We start from the raw sequence: 17,329 nt of genomic DNA, 5'->3' as shown, positions 1-17,329 counted from the left end.
CGACCTTCAAGGAGGTTGCGCTCACAAATGTGAACCGCGATCACATTTGAAAAACTATGCCTTGCTCCCGAGGGTGTCAAGGCTAATTTGTTAAATTCCAAACAAATGAAATAAAAATCACAATACCGCTTGAATCAGATCAGCAGGATCGCCCCGCTGTCCTTGATCACTTGCTGCTGTGCCGCCTCAAGGCCGGCATCGCTGATCACCCGCTGGAAGTCCGACAGCTCGGCAAAGTGCGCCGCGCGTACCTCGTCGAACTTGCTGTGGTCGGCCACCAGCACGCAGGTCTGCGCCCGCGCCATGACCCGGCGCTTGACCTCCACTTCATTGAGGTTGTAGCAGGTCACGCCGTGGGCCGCGCTGACGCCGGCCGCAGAAATAAACGCCCAGGCCACGCGGATGCCGTCGAGGATGCCCGCCTCGGCATGGCTCTCGAACACCATGTTGCGCCGGTGAAAGGTGCCGCCGCAGAGGATGATGGTGCAGTGGGGCTTTTGCTGAAGCTTGAGCAATACGTTGAGGGAATTGCACAGCGCGGTGAACTCCAGGTCATCCGGCAACGCCTCGATGATAAACGGCGTGGTGGTGCCGCAATCGATAAACACCGTGTCGCCCGGCCGCACCAGGCTGGCGGCGAGTGCGCCGATCTGACGCTTCTCGGCGACGTGGCGCTGATCCTGTTCGGCGACCTGGTAATCCGGCTCCGGCGGCCCGCTTCGGGTCACGTGCCCGCCCAGCAACCGCAGGCCTTGAGGGCTGTCTGCCAGGTCGCGGCGCAGGGTCATTTCCGATACGCCGAGCAACGCGGCCATGTCCCGCAGGTGAATCGCCGACTCGCCCTGCAACGCCTTGTGCATGGCCCGAAATCTTTCGCTTTTCTTTGAATCCACTGCGTTCCAACCCTCGTTGAATGCGCGCCCTTGATCAAGGCAGTCACAAATTCCATTTACAATGTTATTTATTTCACATTTAATGCATCCAACTTAACACAAACCGGCTTTTCCCAGCACCTCCTCCTTACAGGACACTTGCCATGCCGACTGACCCGTTGCCGCTCGCGGCCTATATCGACCACACCCTGCTGGCCGCCGATGCTTCCCAGGCGAGCATTCGCCAACTGTGCGCCGAGGCTCGCGAGCATGGCTTCAAGTCCGTGTGCGTCAACAGCGCCAATGTACCGCTGGCCGCCGAATGCCTGCACGGCGCCGCCCCTTTGGTCTGCGCGGTAGTCGGTTTCCCTCTGGGTGCGGGCTTGAGTGCGGCCAAGGCTTACGAGGCAAAGCTTGCGATCGAGGCCGGCGCTGGCGAGATCGACATGGTGCTGAACATCGGCTGGCTGAAGGACGGCCTGCTGGACCAGGTACGTGACGACATCGCCCAGGTGCTGGCGGCCTGCGGCACGGTGCCGCTGAAAGTCATCCTCGAAACCGGCCTGCTCGATGACCAGCAGAAAACCAATGCCTGCACCCTGTGCCGCGAGCTGAACGTGGCGTTCGTCAAGACCTCCACCGGTTTCGGCCATGGCGGCGCGACATTGGCGGATGTGCGCCTGATGCGCGGTGTGGTGGGTGCCGAGATCGGGGTGAAGGCTTCCGGTGGCGTACGCGACCTGGAGACAGCCCTGGCAATGATCGAGGCTGGAGCGACACGACTGGGCAGCAGTTCCGGGATCGCCATCGTCAGCGGTGCAAAGGCGGCAGCGGGCGCTTACTGAATTGGGTGCAGCACGGGCGCCCTTTCACATCCCTTTCACAGTCGGGCGCCTATGGTCATCTCAGCTCCTGGTGAAAACCTTTAAGCCCGCGCTCCCCATCGCGGGCTTTTCTTTGCCCGGGATTTGCCCTCAGCGCGCGATGACGTTGTTGCTGGAGCTGCGTGGCGCCATGCCGGTGCATGTCTGGTCCAGGCAGAATACAAAGGGCGCCACCACTTCAATTTCGCCTTTAAGCAGCATTGAGGGTGGAGGCGCTGGCACTGGCGATGCCGCCGGAACAAATTTCTCCACGGCCCCTACGAAAAGATCCGAGCCTGTGTGACTGACGATTTCGTGGCGTATCAGGTTGCCCTTGGCATCAACGACAAATTTAACCCTGACCATCCCGGCCAGCCCTTGCAGACGGGCTTCTTCAGGGTAGGACTTGAAGTGGTTGAGGTGAGTGAGCAACTGGTATTCCCATAAGCGTTGCTCGGCCAGTTGTTCCCGGGAGGGGCCACTTGTGCAGGCACAAAGCAGCAAGACAAGTGCGATCCAGCTGTATTTCATAAACGCAGTTCCGTTGACGTTCGTTTGCTGAGTGAGGCTAATCACCCGACGCTATGCTGCGTCTCAGGCGGTGGTGCTGACGATTGAACCGGTACTGCTTCCACCTTCGGCAGTGACGGCTTGCAACAACGCGGCAGACGCCGTCTGCAACGCCGCTGACGTTGCGACAATCTGCGTCTGGGCAGCGGCCACGGCGGCCGCTTTGGCGTCGGCGTTTTGATTGCTGGCCTGAGCCTTCTGCATGTTCTGCTGCTGCTCTTGAAGTTGCTTTTGCAATTCTGCGATTTGCTTCTTCAACTCCTTGACCGTGTCGGACTCCTGCGAGGTAGAAGCCGCCTGGCCGCCACCGGCAGCAGGTGCGCTCTTGGCATCTGCGCCCTGGCTTGCGCTCACGGTCGTGGAGGTTTGCGTCTTGGAATCATCACTAACGCTGGCGGGGCTTGGAGTGCTGGGTACTGAAGCGAGACTGCTGACGTTAGTGATCATGTTAAAGCTCCGTTTGCGGTAGAGGTCTTAATTCATCGGCGCATGAGCGGGTTACTTTAACGTGTTAACCACGCAAATGCCCGTGCTTGAGCCACTGCACGACTCATACAGGCCCCGATGACTTTGCCAGACAGTCTTTCCAGATGTCGCGCATCAGCGCCTTGAGCATCAACGCTTCAGCCCAGCGATCAGTGATATCGAGGCCGTCGGCACCGGTGATGGCATACGGTGGAGGGCCGAGTTCGCAGGTAAAGGACAGGCTTGCCGGCGTGTTGGGGCGGGCCAGCCAGTCTTCGATCCCGTAGCGCCACCAGCCCAGGAAACGCTCCAGCCAAGGGCGATGCTGGGCGAAGCTCAAGGGCACCTGAACCTGTTCGCCGTTGCTGACCCGGCCATGAAACCCCCAGCTGTGGCGCAGGACGGTATGGATCTGCTCATCGTCTTCCATGGCGGCTGACCCGGGCAATTCGCGCCCAACGACATAGTGAGACAAGTCGGCCAAGAGTTTGAGGTCCGGCATTTCTGCGAGCAGGTCGAGGGTGAACGGCAGGTCGCTGGTGAGGCGATAACGATGGGTTTCCAGCAGGATGGGAAAGTCCACCTGTTCGGCCAGTCGCTGCCAACCTTCGATCAGTGTCATCGCTTGGGACAACGTCCGCGGCCGCACGTCTGCCTGAAGCGTAAGGTGATGACAGCCATAGCGGGCGACAGCGTCGAGCGCCATCGCGAGATCGTCCACGGTCTGCGGAAACACCTGCCCCTCGATATGCAGGCCCCGGGCGTTGGCGGCGGCATGCAACCGCTTGGCCTGGGGTGCGAGCCAGAAATGGTCGGTGACCCCGTCGAAGCCTGCGGCGGCGATTTTCTCAAGCAGCGCTTCAATCGTGAGATCGCACTGGCCGCGGTGATCTTGCATCGCCCACAGTGACTGGAATACCAGGAAATCGCGCATGTCAGTTCCTCAATAACTGTTTGAGCGGCACACCGGCATCTGCCAGGGCGTGCACCGGCAGCGGGTTCTGATTGGCGATCAGCCGTTCGCACAGCTTGATGTCCTTGGCAATGCTGTTGCCCTGCCCCCAGCCGCACGCACCTTGCAGGCGTTGATCGGCATCAAGGTAGAACAGCAGGAAACCGCCTCCCGGCGTTGCCCGACTGGCCGACGGTTCTGCGGGGTTGATCACCCCCACGGTTTGCAGTCCCCAGTCGTACTGATCGGACCAGAACCCCGGAATCACCTCGAAGGGCAACTCACCTCCCAGCATGTTCAGGGCGGCGTGACGGCCTTGGGTTTCTGCGTTGCGCCAGGTTTCCTGGCGCTGGAACACGCCCTTGGGGTGCAGCCGAAACTCGCACACATCGCCCGCAGCAAAGATGTCCGACGCGCTGGTGCGCAACTGCGCATCGACACGAATGCCCTGCCCCACCTCCAACCCGGCCGCCACGGCCAACTCGATATTGGATTGCATGCCGATGCCGACGACGAGCAGGTCGCAAGGCAGCACTTCACCGTCAACCAGCTGTACCGACCCCGCCTGCCACTCGCCTTGCACCGACTCAATGCCCACGTTCAAACGTACGTCCACGCCCTGCCTGCGATGCAGCTCCAGCAGCGCACTGGAAACCCGTTCCGGCAGGACTCGCCCGGCCAGCCGTGGCCCAGCTTCCAGCAACGTCACCACGCAACCCAGGGCACTGGCGGTGGCGGCGACTTCAAGCCCGATGAAGCCACCGCCGATGATCACCACCCGCGCGCCGGGTTGCAACGACGCACGCAGTGCCAATGCCTCATCATGGGTTCGCAAATAAAACACATTGGCCAGGTGCACCGGCACACCGGGCAACCGTCGCGCCCTGCCCCCGGTCGCCAGCAACAGGCGGGCGTACTGCAACCCGCTGCCATCGGCGAACCGCAGGCGATGCTGCTGCGGATCCAGGCCTGTCACCGGGTTGCCCGCCAGGTGTTCGACCTCCAGTTCGGCGAGCCGGGCGGGGTCGCACAAACTGCAACTCGCCAGTTCAACCGTGCCCTGCAACAGCCCCTTGGACAGTGGCGGGCGCTCGTAGGGCAGATGAGGCTCATCGCCGATCAGGATCACGCGGCCGCAATAGCCTTCGGTGCGCAAGGTCAACGCCGCACGGCCGCCGGCGTGTCCGGCGCCCACAATAATCAGTGGAGCATTGGCAGGGTTCATGGCACAGCCTCCGGGCAGTTAAACCGCAATCGCGAGCAAGACGCGCCCCGCCTCGACCCGGACCGGATAGGTCTTGAGGTTGACGCACACCGGCGCCCCCAGGGCTTTGCCGGTGCGGAAATCGAACCGCCCGTTGTGCTTGGGACACTCGATCACATGGTCCATCACCAGGCCATCGGCGAGGTGGATGGACTCGTGCGTGCACAGGCCCGCCGTGGCAAAAAACCGGTCCTCGGCAGAACGGTAGACAGCGTAGGTCTGCTGGCCATGGTCAAAACGAATGACGTCTTCTTCGTCTATATCGCCCACAGCACAGACATCGATCCATTGCTCGGTCATGGCAGTTTTCTCTCTTGTAGGGGGTTGGAATCAAAAGCCGTCAGGCGGGTTCTGCCTGAGTGGCAGCGGCAGTTTCTGCGCGCTCGGGCAGAGGGCGACGGATGAAGTACGTCGGGTCTTTACGCTGCTTCCAGATCGCCGGAAAGATTTCCTTCAAGGCCTCGAACAGGCCGTTATAGGGCGGCGGGCAGTCATCACGAATCTCCTCATGCAGCTGCGCCAGGGCATGGAACGGCACCATCGGGTACATGTGATGTTCGAGGTGATAGTTCATGTCGAGGTACAGAAAACGCAGCAGCGGACTCATGTAGATAGTGCGGCAGTTACTGCGGTGGTCGAGCACATCCTCGGCCAGGCCCACATGCTGCGTCAGGCCGAACAGGTACGAAAGCCAGCCGCCGTAGAGCGTCGGCAGGCCGATAAACATCAGCGGCAACCAGCTGTGCAAGTACAGCGCGGCGCCCACCGTCAGCCCGTAGATCAACAGCCAGATACGCGCCGCCGTGAAGATCTTCGGCCACTCGGACTCCGGGATAAACGTGCTCTCTTCTTCCGCCATCCGCCCAGTGGCGTGCCGGCAGACCGACCACATCGTGGTGAACACATAGGGCATCCTGAACAGGCTCAGCACCATGTTGACCAGCCTCGGTGGTCGCGGCTCGACGATCTCCGGATCACGCCCGACGATGATGGTGTCGGTGTGGTGCCGGGCGTGGCTCCAGCGCCACACATGGGGCTCGAACATGAACATGAAGCTCGACAGCTGGTAGATCCCGTCATTCAGCCAACGGGTTTTGAACGCCGTGCCATGGCCGGTCTCGTGCCACCTAGCATTGGAGGCCGTGCCATACAGCAAGCCGTAGACAAAGAAGAACGGCACACAGGCCCAGGAACCCCAGAACCAATAACCACCAAACCCGGTAACGACCAATGCCAGCAACCAGAGGGCGGTGTCCACCAAGGCTGGGCCATCACGGCGCTGCATCAATTCTTTCAGGCGTTTACGCGGGATGGGCGATTGATACCAGGTGGCCGAGGCCAGCCCTTTTTGCACAGCACGGGCAGCTTCCGGGCCGGTCAACCGATAATCCCGAGGCGCGGGGCTACCGGGGTGTTCATAGGCTGCGTGTTGTTCAGGCATTTTATTGTTCTCCGCAAGCTGGGTGGTTTCAGGCACTTGCTTCGATGCGAGGTCGCATCGTTGAGAGAAACGATAGAGAGCCCACTGATTGCCCTCAAGCCCTTGAATACATTCCCTATCAAGCTATCATCCAGCCCCATTGAAGCTTGATAGTTTTCTATCAAGGCATTCGCAGGGGCTCGCCATGAACAACAATAAACGCCCAACCATTGCCACCGTTGCCGCGCACGCCGGCTTGAGTGTCGCCACCGTAGACCGGGTGCTCAACGCCCGGGCGCCGGTCAACCCGGACACCGCCGAGCAGGTGTTCCAGGCAGCCGAAGCCGTCGGGTATTTTGCCGCACGGCTGATCGGCCAGCGGATCCGCGAGCGGCGCCCCAGCTACCGCTTCGGCATCCTCCTGCTCGGTACCGCCCAGGCGTTCTATGGCAACGTTGCCGCCGCCATCAGCGAGGCGGCGCAGCGTGAGTCGGGCGCCAACCTGAGCGTTCAATTCGACTACGTGCTTGACCGCTCCCCCACCGCCATCATTGCCCAGATCGAACAGTTGGCCGTGCAGTGCGACGGCCTCGCCGTGGTCAGCTTTGCCCACCCGCTGATCAATGCCGCCATCGCCCAGATCAGGCACGCCGGTGTGCCGGTGATCGCCCTGCTGTCGGACATCGATGAGGCGGCGCAGGAACCTTACGTGGGCCAGGACAACCATGAGGTCGGCCGCACCATGGGCTGGCTGGTGGCGCACACGGCCAGCGCCCGCAAGGGCAGCATTGGCGTGCTGCTGGGCGGTCACCGTTTTCTGGGGCATCAGGCGCGGCTCGAGGGGCTGCGCGGCTATCTGGAGGAGCACGCCCCGGGGCTGCGATTGCTGGAAGCGGTGATCAACCTGGACAATTGCGACATCACCGAAGAGGCGACCCTGGAACTGTTGGCCCGCCATGAAGACTTGCGCGCTTTGTGCGTGGTCGGCGGTGGCGGCGACGGCGTTATCAGCGCCCTGTCACAGCTGCCGAAACGCCCGTCACTGTGCTGCATCCTCCAGGAGTCAACCGAGCTGTCGCGCAAGGCGCTGGCCGAAGGGTTGGTCAGCCTGGTCATCGATTCCCAGCCACGACTGCTGGGCACCGCCATCGTCGACTTGCTGATCGAATTGCAGTCGTCTCCAGACTTCGATCCGGCCCGGCATCGCCACTACATTCCCTTGCAGATCCTGACCTCAGAGAACGCCCGGCCCTGAGCGAAACGCATCGGCACTCAGCCCGAACCGGTTCATCTTGTTGTACAGCCCGCCACGGGAAACGTTGAGCTGTTGTGCGGCCAGCCGGATGTTGCCGCGCGTGGCTTTGAGGGCGTCAATGATCGCGTTCATTTCATGGGCTCCGAGGTCGAGGGGCGTTCGGGGCTCTGGCGCAGTTGCCGAGGTGGCGGCCGGCTGTCGCGGCTGGATTTCCAGTGGCAGATCACCCGGTAAAAGCTGGTCGCTCACGGCCAGGTTGGTGGCTCGCTCAATGGCGTTTTCCAGTTCACGAACGTTGCCGGGCCAGTGGTATGCCGACAGAATATCCAGCGCATCAGGCGAGATGCCCTGCACCGACTTGCGTAGCGACCGCGCGCAACGGCCGAGAAAGTGAAGCGCCAGCAGCGGTATATCTTCACGTCGCATCCGCAGCGGCGGCACCGTCAAGTTCAATACGTTGAGCCGGTAGTAAAGGTCCTCGCGGAACGCGCCATCGGCCACCGCCTGGCTCAGGTTCCGGTGGGTCGCGGCAATGATGCGCACGTTCACCTGCCGGGACTGCTTGGCGCCGACCCGTGTCACCTCGCCCTCTTGCAAGACCCGCAACAGGCTGACCTGGGCGTCGAATGACATGTCACCGATTTCATCGAGGAAGATCGTGCCGCCATCGGCCAGTTCGAACTTGCCGGCCGACCCGCCGCGGGCCGATCCGGTGAAGGCCCCCTCAACATGCCCGAACAGTTCACTCTGCACCAGGTCCCGCGGAATGGCCCCGCAATTGACCGCGACAAACGGGCCGTTGCAGCGGTCACTGGCGTTGTGGATCGCCTGGGCAAACAGCTCCTTGCCGGTGCCGCTTTCACCCAGGACCAGGGTCGTCGAATCACTGCGACTGGCGATTCGTCCCAGGTGCAAAGCGTCCTGAATCGCCCGGGAACTGCCCTGGATGGTGTCGAAGGTGTAGCTGGCCTGGGTGCCGATGATGCGCCGGGTAATTTCCCGGATGCGCCGGTTCTCGCGCAACGATACCACTCGCCCGCCCTGCTCCAGCGGGCACACTGAGACCAGGCAGGCCAGGTGGCTGCGATCATGCAGCTCAAAGGTGCAGTCCAGGTCCCGCAGCCCTTCCCCACCACGCAGCAAAATCTCATCGGTCAGTTCGCTTTGGCCCAGGCGCTGGAACGGGCTGCCCAGCAGGTCGCGGCCCACGCGAAACAATTGCCGGGCATAGCGGTTGAGCGCCTTGATGCAGCCGCGCTCATCCAGCACTACCAGGCCTTCGTTGAGGACTTCCAGCACGGTTTGCTGTTCTTCCAGCAAGGCCTGCAGCGCCATCTGCCGCGAGACCGCTTCCGCCGCTGCCTGCACGGTGCCCAGTGTATGAAAGTGGAACCAGCCCGGCTCTGCGGTCAGCGTCAGCATCGCCAGCGTGCGGCCCTGGGCATCCCGGATCGGGGCGGCGGCGCAATGCATGCGCCGTTGACGCAGGCCGCGCGCGAAATTCTCTTCGGCCAGCACGTACACCAATCGGTCTTCGCCCAACGCCAGCCCGGTGCAGTTAGTGCCCTGCACCGATTCCAGCAACCGGCTGCCCACCGGCGTGAGGTCCAGCCCGCAAAAATACAGAGTGGTGCCGTGAGCGTCGGTGAGGTTGATATGACCCCGGGGGTTGTAGGCCAGCAATCCGCGCATGACCTGCGCCGCCGCCGCGATCAACACCCGGTTGGCCGCCAGCGTCGCGGCCAGATCGTCGGGGGCGACGAACCGGTAGTCACCGTCGGCGGGATCGATCCCGGCGCTGACACTGCGCCGCCAGGAATCCCAAATCACCTGCCTGACCCCGGCAGGCCGATCGACACCGCCCTTCAGGCACGCTTGCCAGGCCTGCTCCAGTTGCGCAATCGGTCCCTCGCTCAACTGCGCCGGGCCAAGCGCGGTGATGTAGTCGAGGTCTTGTTCGCTGAAGGCCATTGGCTGTGGGATCACGCGCCGCTCCTGTGTTCAGGTTTTAGACATGTAAGCATAGACATGTTTAAAATATGAACAGTATTTTTAAACAAATCATATTAAATCGTTATATATCAAACGCTTAAATATTGGCACAGCCTTTGCTCCCTGACTTGCACCCGCAGGAAACCCCTGCGCAACAACAATAAAAGGGAGTCACCTCATGAACACATCCAAGACTATTCGCCTCGGCCTCATCGGCGCCGGCCGCATGGGCAGCTTTCACGGCCTGACGGCCGCCCGGCATATTCCCGGTGCCTGCCTGGCCGCGATTGCCGACCCCACACCCGGTCAGGCCGCTCGCCTGGCGGCAGAGCTGGGCGTGCAACGGGTCTACACCGATCCCCAGCAACTGCTCGACGACCCGGACATCGACGGCGTGCTGATCGCCGCCCCGGCCCGCAGCCACGCCGAACTGGTAATCAGCGCCGCCCGCGCCGGCAAAGGGGTGTTCTGCGAAAAACCCATGGCCATCACCCTCGACGAAGCCGACCGTGCCATCGCCGCCGCTGCAGATGCGCGGGTGACGCTGCAAGTGGGCTTCAACCGCCGCTTCGCCAAAAGCTTTCGCACCGCCCACCTGGACGTGGTGGCCGGCCGTATCGGCACGCCGCAGCTGCTGCGCTCGCTGACCCGCGACCCGGCGCTGAACAATCCCGCCGCCTCACCGCAATGGGTGATCTTCCTCGAAACCCTGATCCATGACTTCGACACCCTGCGCTACCTGAACCCCGGCGCCGAAGCCGTCGACGTGTTTGTCATGGCCGATGCGCTGATTGCACCGGACTACAAAAGCAAAGGCTTCCTGGACACTGCCGTGGTCACGATACGCTTCGACAACGGCGCCATCGCCACCGCCGAGGCGAACTTCCAGGCAGTGTATGGCTACGATGTTCGCGGGGAAGTGTTCGGCAGCGCGGGCATGCTGACCATGGGCGGCGTCCATGACTCTGACCTGGTCCGCTACGTGGCCGGCGGCATCCAGGCCGATACCCAGCGCCTGGACACCGACCTCCTGCGGGACGCCTACGTGGCCGAACTCAATCACTTCGTCGAGTGCCTGCGCAGCGGCGAAAAACCCCTCGCCAGCGGCGAAGATGCCCGCGCCGCACTGGCCATTGCCCGCGCCTGCATCGAGTCGTTCCAGCAAGGCAAAGTCGTGCGTGTGCAAGGTGGCCGCCCATGAGCTTCGTGCCCTTCAAACTGGCCGTCAGCGCCGAAATGGTCTTCCTCGACCTACCCTTCACCGAACGCGTCAAACGCATTCATGCCCTGGGCTTCAGCGCCGAAATCTGGGGCTGGACCACCAAAGACATCCCGGCCCTGGCCGCCACCGGTGCGGACTTCACCTCGATGACGGGCTACATCTCGGGCAACCTGACCGACCCCGACGAGATTGCACAGCTGCTCGACAGCGCCCGGGAATCCCTGGCCATCGCCGCCCAGCTCAATTGCCCGAGTCTCAACCTGCATGGCACCGGCCTGGGTGACCGGGGGTTGCCGGTAAAACCGGAGGCCCACACCAGCGGACGCATGTGGCTGAGCGCCTGCAAGACCCTGGAAAAAATCGCGCGCCTGGGCGAAGACGCCGGCCGGGTGTTCCTGCTGGAAAACCTCAATACCGAGGTGGACCACCCCGGCACGCCCTTCGCCCGCGCCGACGACACCCTGGCACTGATCGAAGCGGTGGGCAGCCCTCATTTGAAAATGAACCTGGACCTCTACCACGCGCAGATCGGCGAAGGAAACCTGATCGAACTGATCCAGCGTGCCGGCAGCGCCATCGGTGAAATCCAGGTGGCCGACGTGCCGGGACGCAAGGAACCGGGCACGGGCGAGATCCACTACCCCGCCATTGCCAGGGCCCTTTACGACATGGGTTACACCGGTGTCGTGGGCCTTGAAGGCTGGGCCAGCGGCGACAGCGAACTGGCGCTGGCGCGCTTTCGGCAAGCCTTCACCCTGTCTTGATGAATTTCAACTCATAACAACAAAAGGAAAACCATCATGCGTCGCAGCACATTGCTTTTTGCCACGTTGTTACTCGTTTTCAGCCAGTGGGCTACCGCCAGCTATCGCATCGGCGTGAGCATTGCCAGGGTTGACGACAACTTCATGACCTACGTGCGCAGCGGCCTGGACGACGCGGCCAAACAGGCAGGCGTCCAGATCCAGTTTGAAGACGCCCAGGGGGACGTGGTGCGCCAGCTCAATCAGGTCCAGGGGTTTATCAATCAGAAGGTCGACGCCGTGATTGTCTTGCCGGTGGACACCGCCGCCACCGCCAACATGACCCGCGCCGCCGTCGAGGCGAAGACGCCGCTGGTCTACGTCAACCGCCACCCCGACGAGCGCGTACTGCCCAAGGGCGTCGTCACTGTGGCGTCCAACGACATCGAGGCCGGGCAATTGCAGATGCGCTACCTCGCCGAGAAGCTCCACGGCAAAGGTAGCGTCGCGATCATCATGGGCGACCTGGCGCAAAACGCCACGCACGACCGCACCGAAGGCGTCAAACAAGTACTCAAGGACTTTCCCGAGATCAAGATCGTCGAACAGCAATCGGCGGAATGGCAGCGCAGCAAAGGCATGGACCTGACCAGCAACTGGCTGCTGGCGGGCACCCACTTCGATGCGATCGTGGCCAACAACGACGAAATGGCGATTGGTGCCGCGATGGCGTTGCAGCAAGCTGGCAAAGCCAAGGGCGAAATCGCAATCGTCGGCATCGACGGCCTGCCCGACGGGCTGGCCGCGATCAAGCGCGGAATGCTGGTGGCATCGGTCTTCCAGGACCCCAAGGCCCAGGCCACTGCCGCCCTGCAGGCCGCCCTGAAAATGATCAAGGGCGAGCCGGTCGAGACGGATGTGTGGGTTCCGTTTCAGCTGATTAAACCGGAGCAAGTCGCCGTGTTTGAGCAGCATTACAAGTAGCGTCGACCGCCGCTGTTGCCAATCGGGGAACAGCGGCGCTTGCACGAAGACGGCGGCGATTGAAGGAGCGTACTATTACACCCGACGTTACCCACAAATCCCGCGCGAAAAGTCGTGCGCTGTTTGTGGCCTATGGATGCCGGGAAATCACGGAATGAATATGCAAACAAATAAAGATCTGAAGGGGCTGGGTGGCTGACTGATATTAATCGCGCTGGGGTTGATTGTTACGCCCCTGCGCGTGGCATTCGCCTTCGGGCCCTTGTATTACGGCATCTTCACAGACGGCACCTTCACGCATGTCATAACCCCGGGTTCAGAGCTGTATAACCCGGCATGGGCCGCACTGGTGGTGTTTGAGGCGCTCTTCAACTCCCTGTTGATCCTGACGTTCGTCTACCTGATCTATCTGTTTTTCTCCAGGCACTATCTATTCCCGAAAGTGTATATAGCCACACTTATTGTCTCTTTTGCTTTTGTGCCTTTGGACTCGTGGATTGTCTCGCTTATCGTCCCTGACGAGCCAATATTCGACCCCAGCACTACAAAGGAATTTGTACGGGGATTGATTTCCGTTGTCGTATGGGTGCCTTACATTCTGGTGTCCAAGAGAGTAAAGGCAACGTTTGTCGAACACAGGCCTGACGCAGAACCGAAGCCGCGCGCTTCGCTTATTGAGCCGGGCTGATCGCCCGGTTCCAAATGATAGCCTGCGCCACCACGACATACTCACCGTTGAAGGTGGCCGCTGGCGAGCCATAAAGCTGGTAGCCCAGTGCAAGGGCTTCTGAGACTCGGTGACAGAAGGAGGCATCGTCCTTGCCGGTCAGAATCCGATAGACAGGCAAGCCGTCAGGAGGAGAACTTTGCATAGGGGGCACCTGCTGGAAAGGTTGGAAAAAACCACTTGGCTATCGGGCGACGCCCGTTGGTTCCTGATCATATCAATCGATGATGACATCGCGCCCCTCGGCCTTCAAACGGGCGAGGTTGTCCCTCATCTGCTGCAACCGCTCAGGCGGATGCCCTTGCCACTTCGTCACTTCGGCCACGACCCGCAACGGGTCGGTTGAACGATAGGAAAGCGTGGGGTTGCCGGGGAATTTCTTATCCGTCACGTTGGGGTCATCGATGATTGACCCCGTTGGCTCCACCACATAGATCCGTTCCCGCCCACTGCCAAGCGCCAGTTCAGCGCCCCAGATGGCCGCATCCAGCGTGCCCGCGAAATACACCCAGGAAAGTGGTTTGCCTTCGGTGAAATTGGACGGGTAGCCGACGCGGATCAGATCGCCGGGCTCCAGATCGGCACGGGTGCCATGAAAGAACTGACGCGTAAACAGGCCAGCAGTAATCGACATAGGCTCGCGACTCCGTGGTTTTATGAATACTGCAACGACGGCGAGCTGGCCCGGCGTTTGATTGCCGGGCCAGAGGGCTGAGTTAAAGCAATACAGTGGACAGCATGCCCAGGGCGCCCAGGACGAACCCAATCAGTGCGCCACGTCCTGGTGCTTCATGAAACAGAGACCAGACCACCACCGGCTCAAGCAGCAGCAAAGAGGTAACCGAGACCACGGTGACAACCCAGATATCACCGACAGCCATATACCCCAGCCAATACGCTCCCAGCAGGCAAAGCCCTGCAAAACACATCAGCACAACGGGCAGTACGAACGCCTCCCATGAACCATGCCCTGTCTGGGCAAGCCTGGCGGTGACCACCTCACTGTAGATCGCACAAAACTCACCGACCACCATCAACCCTAGAGCAGAAACTCCGAGTAATTCTTTGGACATATCAAAAACTCCTTCGTATTCAGCGCAATATTTTTCAGCTCCCAGCGCGCGATGCCGCGGCCCAGGAGTGCGTTGCAGCGATACGAAGCAGCCTTGAACAGGCCTGAATTACCGAAGTGCTTTTCCATGCTCATGTCCTTCAAAGGGGGTGAGTCTCAGCGCCCGAATAAGGTGCTGTTGCGATCATACGTGCCGCTGCCCCTGGCGAACAACCCGCGCAATCGCGCCTCATGAAGGGTTAATGAGCCTTGAACCAGTCGGGGTGCAGAACCGGAAAATGCTTTTTCAGCCAATCCACGAATGCATCTACCTGGGGTGCAAGATGGGTTCTGCTTGGATACAGCACAGAAACCCGGCGCGGCTTTGGACGAAATGCGCCGAGGACTTCAACCAGTTCTCCGCTGTCGAGAAATGCACCGACGGTAATGCCCGGCGCCTGGATGATGCCGAAGCCTGCAACACCGCATTGAACGTAGGCATTGGACTCGTTCACGGTGATACCGCCACGCGGCGTGTGGGGACGATCTTCGTCCTCCACCGAGAAGTGCCAGGGCAGCGGCCGGTTGTTTTGGCCGGACAGGAAGCCAACACATCGGTGGCCTGCAAGCGCTTGCAGGGTTTGCGGTACCCCGCAGGCCTGGAGATAACCTGCCGATGCACAGGTCACCATGGTCGCGCTGCCAATGTCCCTGGCCACCAGGCTGGAGTCAGGGAGATCACCGATTCGCAATACACAATCGATGCCTTCGGCCACGAGGTCTACCGTACGATCAGTCACGCCGAGTGCCACCTCGATCTCGGGATATGCCTGGGTAAATCGCCTGAGGCTTTCCATGAACCCGTGCTGGGAAAAGGCCGTGGGAATATCGATCCGCAACCGTCCCCGCAACGTCGAACCACTGCGGTCGAACATGGAGGTGGTTTGCGCGATGGTGGCCAAAATCTCTTTGACGCGCTCGTAAAATCGCTCGCCCTCAGCCGTCAGTCTGACTTTGCGCGTGGTGCGCTGGAACAGCCGCACACCCAGCGAAGCCTCCAGTTCCTGAATCGTGCGAGTGACATACGGGCGGCCTGTCTGCATCGCTTCCGCGACTTTGGTGAAGCTCCCCAACTCCGCCAGTTTGGCGAATACCTGCATCGACTGTAGAAGCGCCATGCGTCTGTTCCTCGGGAAGCCTGCGAAGGGATTATTGTTACCACTCAGGATAACAATCCTGTTGGGTTCTGCCCATTTATGCTGCGTGGTGAAAACTAAATAATGGCCCAGGCACACAGGAGGCGCTTGCCTCCCCTACCCCTTCACCGTTGCTGGAGACAGAAAATGAAAGCGTGGCTTCTGAAAGATTTCGGTTTGGACAACCTGGTGCAAGGCGATACCGAGACTCCCGTACCCAAGGCCGGAGAGCTGCTGGTAAAGGTGGGGGCCGTATCCCTCAACTTCCGGGACAAGGCCATCGTTGACGGCATCTACGAGCCCCACAAGGTGCCCAAGCCGCTGATTCCCGTCAGCGATGCAGCCGGTACTGTGGTTGCGGTGGGTGACGGCGTCAGCCGCTTCGCCATCGGGGACCGGGTCAACTCGCATCTCTACTCCCGCTGGCTGGACGGCATGCCTGGCCCGGATGAACCCGACTACTGCTTCGGCTCGCCATTACCGGGCGGCCTGGCGCAATACATGATCATCCACGAAGACAGCGCAGTACGTGCCCCCGACAACATGTCCGATGAAGAGGCCGCGACCCTTCCGATTGCCGCGTTGACAGCCTGGTACGCGCTGGTTGATTTCGGCCAGGTCGAGCCCGGCCAGACGGTTCTGGTCCAGGGCACTGGCGGGGTGTCTGTTTTCGCTGCGCAAATTGCAACGGCCCTTGGCGCCAAGGTCATTGTCACCTCCAGTCGCGATGAGAACCTGGATGCGATGAAAAAACTGGGTGCGGTTGCCGGTGTGAATTACCGCAAGCATCCCGCTTGGGCAGAAGAAGTATTGAAACTCACCGACGGCAAGGGCGTGGACCTGCTGCTGGATGTGGCAGGCGGCGACGGCATCAACCAATCCATCGCCGCGACAAAAGCCGGAGGGCGTATCGCCCAGATCGGTTTCCTGACCGGCCAGACCTCTGCACTGAACCTGATGCCGATGATCTTCCGCCAAACCACGATTCGCGGCATTGCCGTAGCGCCGCGCTCGTCGTTTGACCGCATGAACGCATTCTTGAATGAGCACAGGATTCGCCCGGTGATCGACCGTGTGTACCCCTTCGACCAAGCGCGCCAGGCGTACGAACACCTGGCCAGGGGCGCGTTTGGCAAGGTGGTGATCAAGATTGCGTAAGATGGGGATGGTGGTGCCACACGGGAGTTTCACACTCAACGCTTGAGCGCGTTGAGTGTGATCCGGGCGGCGAAAACACTGATCCCCTGGGCGCCTTAATCAAAGGCGCCATTGAGAACCTCATAAATAATGCCGGAAGCGATTGCGACCAGTATCAGATCAGTGCCTGCCTGTTGCCATTCATAGCCGTCGTAATGGGGCAGCCTGCCCAGCAAGCGGCCATCCAGCTTCTTGGCGATGCCTGGAGGAAGCGGTTTTCCTCTGGCCAGATTCTTTTGTATTCCGGGTGGCAATGAGGGACCTGGGCGCCAATAGTCACGGTAGCCGCCAACCACGCCCAATACGCCGCCCCGGTCAATGCTGGGCCCGCGCTGCCAATCATCTGCGCTGGAACCTTTGCCCTTGTTGCCCTTGTTGCCGTGGCCCTGGTCGCCTTGGGAGTTGTCTTTTCCATTGCCCTGCCCCTTCCCGTTACCGGGGTCGGCCAAGGCTGTGATTGAGCTCATTGCCAAGGCAAGGCAGGTAACAGCGGCTACAAGCGAGCGAGATTTAAACATCACTGTCTTCTCCAAAGGGGTTGCCCTTGAAATGTAGA

21 protein-coding genes are annotated in these 17,329 nt (G+C 61.0%); 7 read left to right on the top strand and 14 right to left on the bottom strand.

The genetic code is table 11. The annotated features are described in order from the left end of the window. Positions 1-134 precede the first annotated feature (134 nt). Entirely contained in the window at positions 135-893 is a 759-nt protein-coding gene (gene deoR, locus V3W39_RS25865; protein ID WP_177041920.1) for a DNA-binding transcriptional repressor DeoR, read from the bottom strand. Between the two features lie 143 nt (positions 894-1,036). Between deoR and deoC the strand changes: the two genes are divergently transcribed. Beyond that, complete coding sequence (gene deoC / locus V3W39_RS25860) at positions 1,037-1,717, top strand: deoxyribose-phosphate aldolase (RefSeq protein ID WP_330213617.1); 681 nt, start codon at positions 1,037-1,039, stop codon at positions 1,715-1,717. Positions 1,718-1,846: 129 nt separating this feature from the next. Here deoC and V3W39_RS25855 read toward each other — a convergent pair whose 3' ends face one another. The 6 genes from V3W39_RS25855 to V3W39_RS25830 all read right to left on the bottom strand — a co-directional run bounded on the left by V3W39_RS25855 (position 1,847) and on the right by V3W39_RS25830 (position 6,427). Then, positions 1,847-2,266, bottom strand: a complete 420-nt coding sequence (locus V3W39_RS25855; RefSeq protein WP_177041916.1) for a TonB family protein — start codon at positions 2,264-2,266, stop codon at positions 1,847-1,849. A gap of 63 nt (positions 2,267-2,329) precedes the next feature. After that, positions 2,330-2,752 (bottom strand): hypothetical protein, encoded by a 423-nt coding sequence (locus V3W39_RS25850; RefSeq protein WP_330213616.1) that lies wholly within the window; start codon positions 2,750-2,752, stop codon positions 2,330-2,332. 103 nt (positions 2,753-2,855) lie between these two features. Then, positions 2,856-3,704, bottom strand: a complete 849-nt coding sequence (locus tag V3W39_RS25845) for a sugar phosphate isomerase/epimerase family protein (RefSeq protein ID WP_330213615.1) — start codon at positions 3,702-3,704, stop codon at positions 2,856-2,858. Between the two features lies 1 nt (position 3,705). Beyond that, positions 3,706-4,947, bottom strand: coding sequence for an NAD(P)/FAD-dependent oxidoreductase (locus V3W39_RS25840; RefSeq protein WP_330213614.1), 1,242 nt, complete (start codon positions 4,945-4,947; stop codon positions 3,706-3,708). An 18-nt stretch (positions 4,948-4,965) separates the two neighbouring features. Next, positions 4,966-5,286 carry a MocE family 2Fe-2S type ferredoxin gene (locus tag V3W39_RS25835; RefSeq protein WP_330213613.1) on the bottom strand — a complete coding sequence of 107 codons (321 nt, stop codon included), beginning with the start codon at positions 5,284-5,286 and terminating at the stop codon, positions 4,966-4,968. A gap of 40 nt (positions 5,287-5,326) precedes the next feature. Continuing rightward, on the bottom strand, positions 5,327-6,427 hold the full coding sequence (locus V3W39_RS25830; RefSeq protein WP_330213612.1) for a fatty acid desaturase family protein: 1,101 nt from the start codon (positions 6,425-6,427) through the stop codon (positions 5,327-5,329). A gap of 184 nt (positions 6,428-6,611) precedes the next feature. Here V3W39_RS25830 and V3W39_RS25825 point away from each other — a divergent pair, with 184 nt between their 5' ends. Beyond that, positions 6,612-7,661, top strand: coding sequence for a LacI family DNA-binding transcriptional regulator (locus V3W39_RS25825; RefSeq protein WP_330213611.1), 1,050 nt, complete (start codon positions 6,612-6,614; stop codon positions 7,659-7,661). Here the strand turns inward: V3W39_RS25825 and V3W39_RS25820 are convergent. Then, positions 7,641-9,632, bottom strand: coding sequence for a sigma-54-dependent Fis family transcriptional regulator (locus V3W39_RS25820; RefSeq protein ID WP_330213634.1), 1,992 nt, complete (start codon positions 9,630-9,632; stop codon positions 7,641-7,643). The genes V3W39_RS25825 and V3W39_RS25820 overlap by 21 nt on opposite strands. Positions 9,633-9,831: 199 nt before the next feature. Between V3W39_RS25820 and V3W39_RS25815 the strand changes: the two genes are divergently transcribed. The 4 genes from V3W39_RS25815 (at position 9,832) to V3W39_RS25800 (ending at position 13,290) form a co-directional block, all read left to right on the top strand. Next, complete coding sequence (locus tag V3W39_RS25815) at positions 9,832-10,854, top strand: Gfo/Idh/MocA family oxidoreductase (RefSeq protein WP_177114696.1); 1,023 nt, start codon at positions 9,832-9,834, stop codon at positions 10,852-10,854. Further along, positions 10,851-11,639: a TIM barrel protein gene (locus V3W39_RS25810; protein ID WP_177076345.1), complete on the top strand. Its 789-nt coding sequence runs from the start codon at positions 10,851-10,853 to the stop codon at positions 11,637-11,639. Before V3W39_RS25815 ends, V3W39_RS25810 begins: the two co-directional genes overlap by 4 nt. A 36-nt stretch (positions 11,640-11,675) precedes the next feature. After that, a complete protein-coding gene (locus tag V3W39_RS25805; RefSeq protein ID WP_330213610.1) occupies positions 11,676-12,602 on the top strand; it encodes a sugar ABC transporter substrate-binding protein in 927 nt (308 codons plus the stop codon). 199 nt (positions 12,603-12,801) lie between these two features. Further along, positions 12,802-13,290 (top strand): DUF2569 domain-containing protein, encoded by a 489-nt coding sequence (locus tag V3W39_RS25800; RefSeq protein WP_330213633.1) that lies wholly within the window; start codon positions 12,802-12,804, stop codon positions 13,288-13,290. Here V3W39_RS25800 and V3W39_RS25795 read toward each other — a convergent pair. The 5 genes from V3W39_RS25795 to V3W39_RS25775 form a co-directional block, all read right to left on the bottom strand. Then, positions 13,274-13,474: a DUF1737 domain-containing protein gene (locus V3W39_RS25795; RefSeq protein WP_330213609.1), complete on the bottom strand. Its 201-nt coding sequence runs from the start codon at positions 13,472-13,474 to the stop codon at positions 13,274-13,276. The two genes, V3W39_RS25800 and V3W39_RS25795, sit on opposite strands and share 17 nt — an antisense overlap. A 72-nt stretch (positions 13,475-13,546) precedes the next feature. Then, positions 13,547-13,963, bottom strand: a complete 417-nt coding sequence (gene arr / locus V3W39_RS25790) for an NAD(+)--rifampin ADP-ribosyltransferase (protein WP_330213608.1) — start codon at positions 13,961-13,963, stop codon at positions 13,547-13,549. An 82-nt stretch (positions 13,964-14,045) separates the two neighbouring features. Continuing rightward, a complete protein-coding gene (locus tag V3W39_RS25785) occupies positions 14,046-14,363 on the bottom strand; it encodes a hypothetical protein (RefSeq protein ID WP_177114748.1) in 318 nt (105 codons plus the stop codon). 5 nt (positions 14,364-14,368) lie between these two features. Then, a complete protein-coding gene (locus tag V3W39_RS25780; RefSeq protein ID WP_177076347.1) occupies positions 14,369-14,530 on the bottom strand; it encodes a hypothetical protein in 162 nt (53 codons plus the stop codon). Positions 14,531-14,640: 110 nt separating this feature from the next. Then, positions 14,641-15,540 carry a LysR family transcriptional regulator gene (locus V3W39_RS25775; RefSeq protein WP_330213632.1) on the bottom strand — a complete coding sequence of 300 codons (900 nt, stop codon included), beginning with the start codon at positions 15,538-15,540 and terminating at the stop codon, positions 14,641-14,643. 183 nt (positions 15,541-15,723) lie between these two features. Between V3W39_RS25775 and V3W39_RS25770 the strand changes: the two genes are divergently transcribed. After that, a complete protein-coding gene (locus V3W39_RS25770) occupies positions 15,724-16,734 on the top strand; it encodes a zinc-dependent alcohol dehydrogenase family protein (RefSeq protein WP_177041891.1) in 1,011 nt (336 codons plus the stop codon). 95 nt (positions 16,735-16,829) lie between these two features. Here V3W39_RS25770 and V3W39_RS25765 read toward each other — a convergent pair whose 3' ends face one another. Continuing rightward, the gene (locus V3W39_RS25765) at positions 16,830-17,291 is read right to left on the bottom strand and encodes an anti-virulence regulator CigR family protein (RefSeq protein ID WP_177041889.1); all 462 of its coding nucleotides are present in this window, start codon (positions 17,289-17,291) and stop codon (positions 16,830-16,832) included. Positions 17,292-17,329 lie beyond the last annotated feature (38 nt).

The sequence above is a fragment of the Pseudomonas sp. Z18(2022) genome (genome assembly GCF_036346535.1).
In the GTDB taxonomy this organism is placed as follows: Bacteria; Pseudomonadota; Gammaproteobacteria; order Pseudomonadales; family Pseudomonadaceae; genus Aquipseudomonas; species Aquipseudomonas yamanorum_A.
Note: the sequence above shows the minus strand (reverse complement) of the source record. Positions and strands in the feature narration are given on the sequence as shown.